Source organism: Echinicola jeungdonensis (assembly GCF_030409905.1).
Lineage (GTDB): Bacteria > Bacteroidota > Bacteroidia > Cytophagales > Cyclobacteriaceae > Echinicola > Echinicola jeungdonensis.
The window spans coordinates 1,914,217-1,930,554 of record NZ_JAUFQT010000001.1 but is presented as its reverse complement, the minus strand read 5'-3'; the positions used below and the strand labels follow the sequence as shown (position 1 = coordinate 1,930,554).

Annotated in this window: 3 protein-coding genes; 2 read left to right on the top strand and 1 reads right to left on the bottom strand. The window is 43.8% G+C overall.

Features of this window, described 5'->3' with window-relative positions; all coding sequences use genetic code 11:
* Positions 1-10: 10 nt before the first annotated feature.
* Positions 11-13,489 carry a DUF7507 domain-containing protein gene (locus QWY93_RS08255; protein WP_290247718.1) on the bottom strand — a complete coding sequence of 4,493 codons (13,479 nt, stop codon included), beginning with the start codon at positions 13,487-13,489 and terminating at the stop codon, positions 11-13.
* A gap of 571 nt (positions 13,490-14,060) precedes the next feature.
* Between QWY93_RS08255 and QWY93_RS08250 the strand changes: the two genes are divergently transcribed.
* Together QWY93_RS08250 and QWY93_RS08245 are read left to right on the top strand one after the other, a co-directional pair.
* The gene (locus QWY93_RS08250; protein WP_290247717.1) at positions 14,061-15,503 is read left to right on the top strand and encodes an aldehyde dehydrogenase family protein; all 1,443 of its coding nucleotides are present in this window, start codon (positions 14,061-14,063) and stop codon (positions 15,501-15,503) included.
* A gap of 250 nt (positions 15,504-15,753) precedes the next feature.
* Complete coding sequence (locus QWY93_RS08245) at positions 15,754-16,335, top strand: HupE/UreJ family protein (protein ID WP_290247716.1); 582 nt, start codon at positions 15,754-15,756, stop codon at positions 16,333-16,335.
* The last annotated feature ends 3 nt before the right edge of the window (positions 16,336-16,338 follow it).

The following is a 16,338-nucleotide window of genomic DNA, read 5'->3' as shown; positions in this document are numbered from 1 at the left end:
TACTATCAGCTTATTCATTTCTTAATTGACTTCCTCCTTTAATCACTTGAACCCAGCCTTTGAATGTGTGGTGCTCACCCTGTTCATCAACTACTTTCAGAACATAGAAGTAAGTACCTGCATTTAATCCTTCGCCGGTCCAATTATTCTGATAGTTTGAAGCTTCAAATACATGGTCTCCCCATCTGTTGAAGATCACGATTTCATTTTGTTCAAACTTACCAAGACCCTTGATTTCAAATTGATCGTTTTTATTATCTATATCACCTGGTGTGATGACATTAGGGATAAAGAATGGCTCTATTTGATTTTGATCACTAGCGGTATTGTCTTCAGGATTCAATTCATTCTCATCCGCTTCTACTGTCACCTCATTGACAATATTACCTGCCTGTTCAGCTTTAACAGTCAAGGTTATTACTAACCGTTCTCCCATTGGGAAGTAGGGAACTGTCCATGTGACATTGTTATTATTGACACTAGTAGCTGGGTTGATTTCATTGGAAGACCCTTCTAATGTGGAGCCGACATAGCTTAAACTTGATGGCAATTGGTCAGTTATCACCACATTGTTGGCATCATAATCCCCATTGTTTTCCACTACTATTTCATATTCAAACTCGTCACCTTCATAGATTTCAGCTCCAAAAGATGTTTTGGTAATGGATAGATCAATTTCAGGATCCACTATGACAACCGGTTCAGCTTCAGCATCCATATTATATGCACCTGCGCTGATCTCTACCACATTGACTACCACTCCAGGAGCCATTGCCATTACTTGAATACCTAAAGTCAGAGTTTCCCCAACTCCCAGGCTTTCAACCTCCCAGATCAATTCATTGGTTTCTTGAATAGTAGCAGAAACAAACATCAATTCTTCAGGAAGCAAGTCCTCAATCACAATATCATTTACTGCAAATTCACTGTTGTTACTTAAGGTTATAGTGTAGTTGAGCAAGTCCCCAACCAAGATTTCTGTTCTATCCACTGTTTTGCTTAAGGTTATTCCAATTGGACGAACCGTTACTGAAACCTGTCCTGTACCGCAAATGGTAGTTGGAAGGCTAGCATCACATACTTCGTAGGTGAAAGTATCCTGACCGGAGAAATTAGGATCTGGAGTATATTCCACCGTTCCATCAGCATTGACGCTAACTGTGCCATTAGTAGGCCCGTTGACAATGGTTACCGTTGCAGGATCAACCGGTTGAATAGTTGTCACATCATTATCCAGGATATTGATAGTGACTGGCTGATTTTGATCAGTAACTGCTTCATCATCCATTGGAGTTACTTGGTTTGCCTCAATTCTGAACCTAACTATTGCTGTATCCTTATTACTTGGATTTAATTTCTCCCTTAATTCATAAACTAAGGTGTATGCTCTAGGCTCAACTCCAGGCAAGACTGAAAGGGTACCGTTTTCCTCAATAACCAAACCGATGATTCCATCCAATTCAATAAAGGTGAAGTCAACATCATCAGGATTTACCACACTTCCATACAACAAGTCATTGGATAGGATATTACCCATTACCCTTCCGGCAGGGGCATTTAGAACTCCCATGTCATCATCATTAGCAATGATTGGGTTAAAGTCTGCTCCAGACTCACTGCTGTCGTCATCCTTGATGGTATTGTCATTTGGATCCTGGGCGGTAACCTGAGCGGTATTGACAATATTTCCACCATCCAAATCCGCTTGAGTAACCATATAAGTTGTGGTTTCACTTTGGGTCACCCCAGGTGCTAAACTTTCAATTGTAATTGCAAATCCGGTAAGAGGATCTGTCACCTCTACATCTGTAAGGGTTACATTACCGGTATTTGTGAATGTCAAAGTATAGGTAATCACTTCTCCAATTTCACTATAAGTGCTCTTATCAGCCTCTTTCACTAGAACAATAGAAGAAACCTGATCACCAACAACCTCTACTTCATCCTCATTTTCAACCACAGCTTCACTTGGTGAATTTCCTGAAACAGAAGCCATATTAAGGACTGATCCTGCATCCAAATCATCTTGAGTAATTACATAGCTGGTCATGATTTCAGTGCTTTCCCCAGGAATCAGGGTTCCCACTGATTGATTTAATCCAGTCAGTGGATCCAAGATGATAACTTCATCCAAGGTCACATTGCCCGTATTGGTTACAGTCAAGGTGAAATTGATTTCCTGACCTACGGCATCAAAACTGGTAACATCAGAGGTTTTGGTTAAGGAGATGCTTGGAGCTTCTGCAAAGGTCTGGGTATCGTCGTCACTGTCGGTTACCGGTGCATCTGCCGGGGTATCGCCGCTCACTTCCGCTGTATTGGTAAAGGTACCTGCATCGATATCCGCCTGGGTCAAGGCATAAACTGCAGTGAAAGTGCTGTTGTCAGTTTCTCCCGGCGCCAGGGTAATGGCAGATCCGCTGACGGTTACCTGCGGATCCGTTACCATAATGCCGTCCAGGGTCACGTTACCGGTGTTTTCTATGGTGAAGCTGTAAGTGATCTCATCGCCCACATTGGCCACGCCGTCTCCGTTGCTGTCTGCATAAGTACCTGTTTTAACAAGACTGATGCTGGCTGCTTCAGTGAAAGTCTGTGTATCATCATCGGAATCAGTTACCGTAGCATCCGCAGGGGTATCGCCACTTACTTCTGCTGTATTGGTAAAGGTGCCGGCATCGATATCCGCCTGGGTCAAGGCATAAACTGCAGTGAAGGTGCTGTTGTCTGTGGCTCCTGGAGCTAAAGTTATAGCTGAACCGCTAACAGTTACCTGTGGATCAGTTACCATGATACCGTCAAGGGTCACATTACCGGTGTTTTCGATAGTAAAGCTGTAAGTGATCTCATCACCCACATTGGCTACACCATCCCCGTTGTTGTCTACATAGGTTCCTGCTTTTTCAAGGCTGATGGATGCTGCCTCTGCAAATGTTTGGGTATCATCATCGCTGTCAGTTACTGCATTGTCAGCTGGCGTATCCCCGCTCACTTCCGCTGTATTGGTAAAGGTACCGGCATCGATATCCGTCTGGGTCAAGGCATAAACTGCAGTGAAGGTGCTGTTGTCTGTGGCTCCCGGTGCCAGGGTAATCGCAGATCCGCTGACGGTTACCTGCGGATCGGTTACCATAATGCCGTCCAGGGTCACATTACCAGTATTTTCTATGGTAAAGCTGTAAGTGATCTCATCACCCGCATTGGCCACGCCGTCTCCGTTGCTGTCAACATAAGTACCGGTTTTAACAAGACTGATGCTGGCTGCTTCAGTGAAAGTCTGTGTATCGTCATCGCTGTCAGTTACTGCATTGTCAGCTGGCGTATCGCCGCTTACTTCCGCTGTATTGGTAAAAGTACCGGCATCGATATCCGCCTGGGTAAGGGCATAAACTGCAGTGAAGGTGCTGTTGTCTGTGGCTCCCGGTGCCAGGGTAATCGCAGATCCGCTGACGGTTACCTGCGGATCCGTTACCATAATGCCGTCCAGGGTCACATTTCCGGTGTTCTCTATGGTAAAGCTGTAAGTGATCTCATCGCCCACATTGGCCACGCCGTCTCCGTTGCTGTCTGCATAAGTACCTGTTTTAACAAGACTGATGCTGGCTGCTTCAGTGAAAGTCTGTGTATCATCATCGGAATCAGTTACCGTAGCATCCGAAGGGGTATCGCCACTTACTTCTGCTGTATTGGTAAGGGTGCCGGCATCGATATCCGCCTGGGTCAAGGCATAAACTGCAGTAAAGGTGCTGTTGTCTGTGGCTCCAGGGGCCAGGGTAATCGCAGATCCGCTGACGGTTACCTGTGGATCGGTCACCATGATACCGTCCAGGGTCACGTTACCTGTATTTTCTATGGTAAAGCTGTAAGTGATCTCATCACCCACATTGGCCACACCATCCCCGTTGCTGTCAACATAGGTTCCTACTTTTTCAAGGCTGATGCTGGCTGCCTCGGCAAAGGTCTGTGTATCGTCATCGTTGTCGGTTATCGGTGCATCTCCTGGGGTAACCCCATTGACTTCTGCGGTATTTGTGAATGTTCCCGCATCGATATCCGCCTGGGTCAAGGCATAGACCGCGGTAAAGGTACTGTTGTCTGTGGCTCCCGGTGCCAGGGTAATCGCAGATCCGCTGACGGTTACCTGTGGATCCGTTACCATAATGCCGTCCAGGGTCACATTTCCGGTGTTCTCTATGGTAAAGGTGTAAGTGATCTCATCGCCCACATTGGCCACACCATCCCCGTTGCTGTCAACATAAGTCCCGGTTTTAACAAGGCTGATGCTGGCTGCTTCAGTGAAAGTCTGTGTATCGTCATCGCTGTCAGTTACTGCATTGTCAGCTGGCGTATCCCCACTTACTTCTGCTGTATTGGTAAAGGTACCGGCATCGATATCCGCCTGGGTCAAGGCATAAACTGCAGTGAAGGTGCTGTTGTCTGTGGCTCCTGGAGCTAAAGTTATAGCTGAACCGCTAACAGTTACCTGTGGATCAGTTACCATGATACCGTCAAGGGTCACATTTCCGGTGTTCTCTATGGTAAAGCTGTAAGTGATCTCATCGCCCACATTGGCCACGCCATCCCCGTTGCTGTCAACATAGGTTCCTGTTTTTACCAAGCTGATGCTGGCTGCTTCAGTGAAAGTCTGTGTATCGTCATCGCTGTCAGTTACTGCATTGTCAGCTGGCGTATCGCCGCTTACTTCTGCTGTATTAGTAAAGGTACCCGCATCGATATCCGCCTGGGTCAAGGCATAGACCGCGGTAAAGGTACTGTTGTCTGTGGCTCCTGGAGCTAAAGTTATAGCTGAACCGCTAACAGTTACCTGCGGATCGGTCACCATAATGCCGTCCAGGGTCACATTTCCGGTGTTCTCTATGGTAAAGGTGTAAGTGATCTCATCGCCCACATTGGCTACACCATCCCCGTTGCTGTCAACATAAGTCCCGGTTTTAACAAGGCTGATGCTGGCTGCTTCAGTGAAAGTCTGTGTATCGTCATCGCTGTCAGTTACTGCATTGTCAGCTGGCGTATCCCCGCTCACTTCTGCTGTATTGGTAAAGGTACCGGCATCGATATCCGCCTGGGTCAAGGCATAAACTGCAGTGAAGGTGCTGTTGTCTGTGGCTCCTGGAGCTAAAGTTATAGCTGAACCGCTAACAGTTACCTGTGGATCAGTTACCATGATACCGTCAAGGGTCACATTTCCGGTGTTCTCTATGGTAAAGCTGTAAGTGATCTCATCGCCCACATTGGCCACGCCGTCTCCGTTGCTGTCAACATAGGTTCCTACTTTTTCAAGGCTGATGCTGGCTGCCTCGGCAAAGGTCTGTGTATCGTCATCGTTGTCGGTTACCGGTGCATCTCCTGGGGTAACCCCATTGACTTCTGCGGTATTTGTGAATGTTCCCGCATCGATATCCGCCTGGGTCAAGGCATAGACCGCGGTAAAGGTACTGTTGTCTGTGGCTCCTGGAGCTAAAGTTATAGCTGAACCGCTAACAGTTACCTGCGGATCGGTCACCATAATGCCGTCCAGGGTCACATTACCTGTATTTTCTATGGTAAAGCTGTAAGTGATCTCATCGCCCACATTGGCTACACCATCCCCGTTGCTGTCAACATAGGTTCCTACTTTTTCAAGGCTGATGGATCCAGCTTCTACAAATGTTTGTGTATCGTCATCGCTGTTGGTTACCGGTGCATCTGCCGGGGTATCGCCGCTCACTTCTGCTGTATTGGTAAAGGTACCGGCATCGATATCCGCCTGGGTCAAGGCATAAACTGCAGTGAAGGTGCTGTTGTCTGTGGTTCCAGGGGCCAGGGTAATCGCAGATCCGCTGACGGTTACCTGTGGATCCGTTACCATAATGCCGTCCAGGGTCACGTTACCGGTGTTTTCTATGGTAAAGCTGTAAGTGATCTCATCGCCCACATTGGCTACACCATCCCCGTTGCTGTCAATATAGGTTCCTGTTTTTACCAAGCTGATGGATGCTGCCTCTGCAAATGTTTGGGTATCATCATCGCTGTCAGTTACTGCATTGTCAGCTGGCGTATCCCCGCTCACTTCTGCTGTATTGGTAAAGGTACCTGCATCGATATCCGCCTGGGTAAGGGCATAAACTGCAGTGAAGGTGCTGTTGTCTGTGGCTCCTGGAGCTAAAGTTATAGCTGAACCGCTAACAGTTACCTGTGGATCAGTTACCATGATACCGTCAAGGGTCACATTACCTGTATTTTCTATGGTAAAGCTGTAAGTGATCTCATCACCCACATTGGCCACGCCGTCTCCGTTGCTGTCAACATAAGTACCTGTTTTAACAAGACTGATGCTGGCTGCTTCAGTGAAAGTCTGTGTATCGTCATCGCTGTCAGTTACTGCATTGTCAGCTGGCGTATCGCCGCTTACTTCTGCTGTATTAGTAAAGGTACCTGCATCGATATCCGCCTGGGTAAGGGCATAAACCGCAGTGAAGGTGCTGTTGTCTGTGGCTCCAGGGGCCAGGGTAATCGCAGATCCGCTGACGGTTACCTGTGGATCCGTTACCATAATGCCGTCCAGGGTCACGTTACCGGTGTTTTCTATGGTAAAGCTGTAAGTGATCTCATCGCCCACATTGGCTACACCATCCCCGTTGTTGTCTACATAGGTTCCTGCTTTTTCAAGGCTGATGGATGCTGCCTCTGCAAATGTTTGGGTATCATCATCGCTGTCGGTTACCGGTGCATCTGCCGGGGTAACCCCATTGACTTCCGCTGTATTGGTAAAGGTACCGGCATCGATATCCGGCTGGGTCAAGGCATAAACTGCAGTAAAGGTGCTGTTGTCTGTGGCTCCAGGGGCCAGGGTAATCGCAGATCCGCTGACGGTTACCTGTGGATCCGTTACCATAATGCCGTCCAGGGTCACGTTACCGGTGTTTTCTATGGTGAAGCTGTAAGTGATCTCATCACCCACATTGGCCTCGCCGTCTCCATTGCTGTCAACATAAGTACCTGTTTTAACAAGACTGATGCTGGCTGCTTCAGTGAAAGTCTGTGTATCATCATCGCTGTCAGTTACTGCATTGTCAGCTGGCGTATCCCCGCTCACTTCTGCTGTATTGGTAAAGGTACCGGCATCGATATCCGCCTGGGTCAAGGCATAAACTGCAGTGAAGGTGCTGTTGTCTGTGGCTCCTGGAGCTAAAGTTATAGCTGAACCGCTAACAGTTACCTGTGGATCAGTTACCATGATACCGTCAAGGGTCACATTTCCGGTGTTCTCTATGGTAAAGCTGTAAGTGATCTCATCGCCCACATTGGCCACGCCGTCTCCGTTGCTGTCAATATAGGTTCCTGTTTTTACCAAGCTGATGGATGCTGCCTCTGCAAATGTTTGGGTATCATCATCGCTGTCAGTTACTGCATTGTCAGCTGGCGTATCCCCGCTCACTTCTGCTGTATTGGTAAAGGTACCTGCATCGATATCCGCCTGGGTAAGGGCATAAACTGCAGTGAAGGTGCTGTTGTCTGTGGCTCCTGGAGCTAAAGTTATAGCTGAACCGCTGACGGTTACCTGTGGATCAGTTACCATGATACCGTCAAGGGTCACATTACCGGTATTTTCTATGGTAAAGCTGTAAGTGATCTCATCACCCACATTGGCCACGCCGTCTCCGTTGCTGTCAACATAAGTACCTGTTTTAACAAGACTGATGCTGGCTGCTTCAGTGAAAGTCTGTGTATCGTCATCGCTGTCAGTTACTGCATTGTCAGCTGGCGTATCGCCGCTTACTTCTGCTGTATTGGTAAAGGTACCTGCATCGATATCCGCCTGGGTAAGGGCATAAACTGCAGTGAAGGTGCTGTTGTCTGTGGCTCCTGGAGCTAAAGTTATAGCTGAACCGCTAACAGTTACCTGTGGATCAGTTACCATGATACCGTCAAGGGTCACATTTCCGGTGTTCTCTATGGTAAAGCTGTAAGTGATCTCATCGCCCACATTGGCCACGCCGTCTCCGTTGCTGTCAATATAGGTTCCTGTTTTTACCAAGCTGATGGATGCTGCCTCTGCAAATGTTTGGGTATCATCATCGCTGTCAGTTACTGCATTGTCAGCTGGCGTATCCCCGCTCACTTCTGCTGTATTGGTAAAGGTACCGGCATCGATATCCGCCTGGGTAAGGGCATAAACTGCAGTGAAGGTGCTGTTGTCTGTGGCTCCTGGAGCTAAAGTTATAGCTGAACCGCTAACAGTTACCTGTGGATCAGTTACCATGATACCGTCAAGGGTCACATTACCGGTGTTTTCGATAGTAAAGCTGTAAGTGATCTCATCACCCACATTGGCTACACCATCCCCGTTGTTGTCTACATAGGTTCCTGCTTTTTCAAGGCTGATGGATGCTGCCTCTGCAAATGTTTGGGTATCATCATCGCTGTCGGTTACCGGTGCATCTGCCGGGGTAACCCCATTGACTTCCGCTGTATTGGTAAAGGTACCGGCATCGATATCCGCCTGGGTCAAGGCATAAACTGCAGTGAAGGTGCTGTTGTCTGTGGCTCCCGGTGCCAGGGTAATCGCAGATCCGCTGACGGTTACCTGTGGATCGGTCACCATGATACCGTCAAGGGTCACATTACCGGTATTTTCTATGGTAAAGCTGTAAGTGATCTCATCGCCCACATTGGCCACGCCGTCTCCGTTGCTGTCAATATAGGTTCCTGTTTTTACCAAGCTGATGGATGCTGCCTCTGCAAATGTTTGGGTATCATCATCGCTGTCAGTTACTGCATTGTCAGCTGGCGTATCCCCGCTCACTTCTGCTGTATTGGTAAAGGTGCCGGCATCGATATCCGCCTGGGTCAAGGCATAAACTGCAGTGAAGGTGCTGTTGTCTGTGGCTCCTGGAGCTAAAGTTATAGCTGAACCGCTAACAGTTACCTGTGGATCAGTTACCATGATACCGTCAAGGGTCACATTACCGGTGTTTTCGATAGTAAAGCTGTAAGTGATCTCATCACCCACATTGGCTACACCATCCCCGTTGTTGTCTACATAGGTTCCTGCTTTTTCAAGGCTGATGCTGGCTGCCTCGGCAAAGGTCTGTGTATCGTCATCGTTGTCGGTTACCGGTGCATCTCCTGGGGTAACCCCATTGACTTCTGCGGTATTTGTGAATGTTCCCGCATCGATATCCGCCTGGGTCAAGGCATAGACCGCGGTAAAGGTACTGTTGTCTGTAGCACCTGGGGCCAGGGTGATGGCAGATCCGCTGACGGTAACCTGGGGATCAGTTACTCTGATGCCATGTAATGTTACATTACCTGAATTTTCTATAGTAAAGCTGTAAGTGATCTCATCGCCTACATTGGCTACACCATCCCCGTTGCTGTCAATATAGGTTCCTTCTTTTATAAGGCTAATATTAGGCAATTCAGATTCAGGAGTAATTGTTTCATCATCCTGTACGCTTAAATTACTTCCATCTGTACCAGTACCAGTAGCCGTAGCAATATTAGTAATGGAAACTCCATTATCTATATCCTCCTGAAGTACTGTATATGTTGCAGTAAAAGTTACTGTTTCCCCAGGGGCAATAGTGGTGGAACCTGAAGGGGTTATCGAACCTAGGTTTCCTTCACCTGGATGAACATCAGTTACATCAATATTATTAACAGTTATATTTCCAGTGTTGGTTACTACATAATTATAGGTTATTACATCCCCAACTTGGATTGAACTTGTTTTGCTTGCCGTTTTATCAAGGTCTATTTGAGGAGATTGCGAAATTGTAGTGGTAGCATCATCACTGATTTCAGTAGTTTGGTCTGTATTCACAAAAGCTTCATTAACCAAATCAGCACCTGCATCAATGTCGGCCTGGTCGGCATCATAACTTGTGATATAGAACCAAGTTTCATTGGTATCCAATTCACCATCACCATCCGTATCACCACTGTCTAAGGTCAATGCAGTACCTCCATTAGTAAATGGATCAGTAACTATCACATTGGTCAAACTAACATTGCCCGTATTGATTACCTCAATGGTATAATTCAGGGTATTTGGAACAGAAATCCCTGTTTTATCAACAGCCTTGGTTATGGCAATTCCTGGGTTTTGGGAAATCGTGGTTTTAGCATCATCACTTACCGGACTTCCCAGTTCATCTACACTTACGGTTACAGTATTCGTCAAATCCGACCCTGCATCTATGTCTTCCTGGGTGGCACCGTAACTTGCAGTATAGGTCCAATTTTCCGCAACTTCCAAGACTCCATCTGAGTTGGCACTTTCGGTAGGCCCTGTTAGGGTGCCCCCACTACCATCAGGCATTACATCAGATGGATTGACATTGTTTAAGCTCACATTACCGGTGTTGGTAATTACAATGGTGTAATTCAAAGTAGCCGGACCACTGATATTGCCTGGATTAACTGTTTTGTCAACAGTAAAGCTTGGAGTTTGAGAAATTGTAGTAGTTGCAATATCACTGGTTTCAATGGTTTCGGTGGTATTTACAAATGCTTCATTGATCAAATCTGAGCCAGCATCAATCTCTGCCTGGCTAACATTGTAACTTATAGTATAAGACCAAATCTCTGCAATATCCAATTCATTATCTCCATCAATATCACCTGAAGCAAGGCTTAAAGCAGTACCTCCATTTACAAACGGGTCTGTAACCACCACATTGGTCAAACTTACATTACCTGTATTGGTTACCTCAATATCATAGGTCAAGGTGGCAGGTGAGGATATGCTTGTTTCGTCCACCACTTTGGTTATTTCGATACCTGCATTTTGAGAAATCGTAGTGGTCGCCTCATCACTTTCTGGGCTACCTATTTCGTCCACACTCACAGAAACGGTATTGATTAAATCAGATCCCGCATCGATATCTGTTTGGGTAGCATCATAACTGGCTGAATAGGTCCATTTTTCTCCAACGTCCAATGCCCCATTAGTATTGACACTTTCCGATGGGCCGGTCAAAGTTGCCGTACTTCCATCAGGCAAAACATCAAGTGGACTCACATTGGTCAGACTGGTATTTCCGGTATTTTCTATTTCAATGGTATAGAACAAAGTTGTTGGAGAGCTGATATTGTCCACATCAACAACTTTATTCACTGTAAATCCAGGGTTTTGGGTGATGGTGGTGGTTGCATCATCACTTACCGGACTGCCTAATTCATCCGCACTCACAGTTACTGTATTGATCAAATCTAGACCTGCATCAATATCTTCCTGGGTAGCATCATATCCTACGGTATAGGTCCAATCCTCTCCTACTTCCAATACACCATCTGTATTGAAACTTTCAGTTGGACCAGTCAAGGTTCCTGCACTTCCATCAGGCAAAACATCTGTAGGACTTACATTGGTCAGACTGGTATTTCCAGTATTGGTGATTACTATGGTATAGGATAAAGTAGACGGTGAACTAATATTATCCACATCTACTTCTTTAGTCACCGTAAAGCTTGGTGACTGAGTGATCGTTGTTGTCGCAGTATCACTAATTTCTGTAGTTTGGTCGGTATTGACAAAGGCTTCATTGACCAAATCTGATCCCGCATCTATGTCTGCCTGAGTGGCGGAATAAATGGCAGTGTATATCCAAGTTTCTCCAACATCAAAAATTCCATCTGAATTATCATCACCGGTTGGGTTGGATAAAGTTACTTCTGAGCCACTGTTAGGCATTAAATCAGTAACTGTTACGCCTGTAAGATCTTGATTACCTTCATTGACAAGGGTAATGGTGTAATTCAAAACGCCTGGAGCAGAAATACTTGCTGCATCGACAGACTTTGTTATAGAAATATCAGGCGCATATACTGTAACAGTAAAGCTATAAGTAACGGCATTTCCACAATCATCTGCCGCAGTCCAGATCACTTGGGTATCACCTAAGCCAAATGCAACCCCATCTAATGAAGGAGCTGTAACTGATGCCCCTCCATCCAAGGTATAACTTAAATTTACCGTGCCGGAATTATCACTTGCAGCAATATCAAATTCCCCTCCAGAGGCAGTATAGGATGTTTGCCCTGCAGGAATGGTTTTTACTTGTGGATCACTTGGGAAAGTATCAATGGTTGGAGCAGTTCCATCTCCGTCTTCCACATTAAAGGTTTCACTTGTGGTACAACCATTTGCATCAGTAATGGAAACGGTATATTCCCCAGCCTCTAAGCCGGAAATGTCCTCACTGCTTGAGGTGAAACCATTTGGGCCTGTCCAAGAATAGGTATAACTTGGGGTACCACCGGAAACATTCAAAGCTATCTCACCTGTTGAACCTCCTTCACAGGAAACATCTACAATGGTTTCTTGTAAATCAATTGCCTCAGGAATAGTTACATCATAGGTCACTGACTTATTGCAACCTTCAGTAGTAAATGAATAAATAACAGAATAATCTCCAGGTATGCTGTTGGCCACATCAATTTCTCCAGTAGATGGATCAATTTCCAATCCAGCCATATTTGCACTAAAAACTCCTCCAGAAACACCATTTAAAGTTACTGGAGCGAAATTATTGCCATAACAAAAATCAATCTTATCATAACTGATAGTAGCCGTACCGAAATTTATGGCCACCTGAACGGGATTTACAAAATCATTTGCAGCAGCTGTTTCAGAAATTGATGATTTGGTTTTTGCAATCATCGTTTTAATACTTACTCCCAGACATGGATTAATTTCAGCTACAATTTTGCTAACGTTTACAGCAACTTCTACAAATTGATTTTGAGTATATTCATTGGTGTAAAAAGCACCAAAGGGTACATTAAAAGTACCTGAATTCGTTTGTCCTGCCGATTGATTTGGTAAGAATGAACCTTGAACATAGCCATAATTTCCTCCGCCTAAATTTTGCCAGGTATAAAATTCAATGATGGGATTACTACCCCCGTTGGAATAACCAACGGTAATCATTACGTCATTGACCGTCCTACCGGCATCCGTTCCATTTGAAGTAAAAGTCCCATCAGGATTTTTTATCACTGATTCCTGAAAAAACTCTATATCAATATAAGATTGACCATTGGTAGTAAATCTATCTGATCCAACAAATAACCAGTCATCATTATTAGAATCTGTAGCGATATGATAAAAGAAATTATTGATATCTGCTTTACTAGATGCCTTACTATTTGTCCAGGTCCATGTATTGGGATTGTCCAACGCTTTGGTACCACTAGAAAATATTTCATCAGTACTGCTGTCAAAACTATCCTTAATTAACTTGGATCTTGCCCCATTAAATGGATTGCCATTATCATGAAACACAAAGCCTCCTGGCCCAGAGCCGTTAATCCAATCCCCAACACCAAATGTCGGGGAATCAGCTTCTATGTTGCCATCTATCTCAAAACCTCCATTCGGTGCAATCACGGAGATATTTTGCGCTATCCCTTCTTGAAGTCCCAAAAGGCCTATTAAGAAAAATGAGAATAGGAACGAATAAAATGTATTTGATCTTTTCATAACCTTTAGAAATATTTTGAACCCACCTTATTTCAGATGGTAAAAGCACTGGGGAACATGTACGTACTTTTTACAGCTTGACCTCGATTGATTGGAAGTATTTAACTCTCCTAAAATCCAGGTACCAGGTTTCAGCGGCTCCAAAAAAACTGGGAAACTTTGACTATTTCGAGAACCTCCTTTAAGGGATTTCCTGCTAATTCCGGTTTCAAAAATCGGCTTTACTAAAACTTTTGTGTAAAAATCTCTTTTCATTTATCACTTTTTTATCACCAAAAACCTTCTTAAAAGCCCTGCACGGCCTATCTCTTACTGAAAACATCTAAAAACTAGCGTTTTAGATATATTTTTATGTCTCAAACATACATTTTTTTGCTTTTTAAATCAAGAAACGTCAGGTTATTTTTGAATTAAATTCCGTTTTTATTGTTTCTTTTTACATTTTTATGTATTTGAAAGTTATTTACCGGATTAATAAACCTGCTAAAAATACCACCTAACGCATTGATTATGAAACAGTTTGCTTATATCAGGGATTTTTTTCATAACTTGTATTTAAACTGTATTTAACATGAACCAATCATTTACAGGGGTATCTACTTCAAGAATTGATGAGTTTTTTTCTTCCCAGGAAAAACAAGCCATAAAGCTCCGTTCGTCCACAAGGGAAGAAAGGTCCGAAAAGCTGATGCGGTTAAAAGATTGGATCAAAACCAACCAGGGAGAAATCCGGAAAGCCATTTATGCGGATTTTAAAAAACCAGCTACTGAAGTAGATTTGACAGACACTACTTTTGTACTTTTAGAAATTAATTTGGCCCTTAAAAAACTTGCTCAGTGGATGGCAGAAAAAAAAGTGAGTACTCCTACCCATATGCTGGGGAGTAAATCTTTTATCCACTATGAACCCAAAGGAACGGTTCTGATTATTTCTCCGTGGAATTTTCCCTTCAATTTAACCATAGGCCCCTTGGTTTCAGCAATAGCAGCAGGTTGCACAGTTACTATCAAACCTTCAGAACTGACTCCCCACACCTCTGCTCTGATCCGTAGATTGGTGGAAGAAAATTTTAATGAAAATGAAGTGGCAGTTTTTGAAGGTGGGCAAGAAATTGCCAACTTATTACTTTCAAAACCCTTCGATCACATCCACTTTATCGGTAGCACCAATGTGGGAAAAATGGTGATGAAAGCAGCCTCCCAAAACCTTTCTTCAGTCACCCTTCAATTAGGGGGAAAATCCCCCATTATACTGGACAAAGGGATTAATCTTAGGGATGCGGCTCACAAAATAGCTTTTGGCAAATTCATGAATTGTGGTCAAACCTGCATCGCACCTGACTACCTTTTACTTCATGAATCACAACAAGACCTTTTTATTCAGGAATTGTCCCTACAGGTCAAAAGAATGTTTTCCTCTAATCCCAAAGCAGGGGCCTTGAGCAAGGATTATGGAAGGATAATAAATTCTGAAAATTTGGACCGGTTAAAATTCTTGCTAAATGATGCTCAACTTAAAGGGGCCAAGATTATTTACGGAGGTAAAATAATTGAAAATGAGCTTTTTATGGAACCCACCATATTAGAAGGGATAAATGATGAAATGCTCCTTATGCAGGAAGAAATTTTTGGCCCCATCCTTCCCATAATTACTTATAATCAAATTGAAGATATCGTAAACCTGATCAATCAAAAACCAAAGCCTTTAGCCCAATACATTTTCACTAAGGAAAATTTTGTTGTAGATTTTCTCCTTAAGAATACAAGCTCTGGAACTGTTTGTGTCAATGATTGCGGATTACAGTTTATGCAAAACAAACTCCCCTTTGGAGGAATAAATCAAAGCGGAATGGGGAAAACCCATGGCTATGCAGGTTTTTTGTCTTTTTCCAATGAAAAGTCGGTTCTAAAACAAAGGGTAGGGAGGACTCTTCCCAAAATACTTTATCCCCCATATGGATTTAGAAAAATAAAAATCACGCAAACCCTGATGAACTGGTTATTTCGGAAATAGGAAAATAAACACTTTTAACTGAGTAAAAAATTTCAATTTATTTAATGCCATTTATTAGGATTAATCCATATAGCCGAAAATTTTCACCCTACATTTAACCACGATTTTTTAAATAATTTCCCATTTAAGCCTTAATATTACGGTTTAATTTTAAACCCAATAATAGCAGCCTCTGACTGCCCAAAAAAGGAATTGGGCTTTTCATTTTAAAAGTAAATATCGCATTCAACATTTAAATTTGAAGTTAAACATGAACCAATTTCAAGCATATTTTAATACAGGCATCCATCATGTTTTAAACATTTACGCTTTTCACCATATTCTTTTCATTGCTGTTCTATGTGCCATTTATCTTTTAAGGGATTGGAAAAAGTTACTTGTTTTGGCTACCGGATTCACAGTTGGCCATTTAATCGCTCTTGGAATAGCCATTTTGAACCTTTTTTCCATCAGCAATAACCTTGTCAATTTCTTAATCCCAATTCTAATCCTAATCACAGCTTTTTTCAATATACTCAAACCCCGACCTTCAAGTGGCAATAGCATTCAAGCTAATTATGTTTTTGCCTTATTTTATGGTTTGATTCACGCATTAGGTTATTCCAATTATTTAAGAGGGAAATTTGGAAGTGGCACTGCCATTATAGAACCCATGTTAGGATTTAACCTAGGTGTAGAGGTAGGACAATTGGCAGTAGTAGGCATTTTAATCCTATTATCTTCTATTTTAATCGGTCTTTTGGGGGTCAATAGAAAGGAATGGGCTTTAGTTCTTTCCTCCCTGGTAATGGGAATGGCAATTATGATGGTTTTAGATGCCCGTTATTGGTAATAT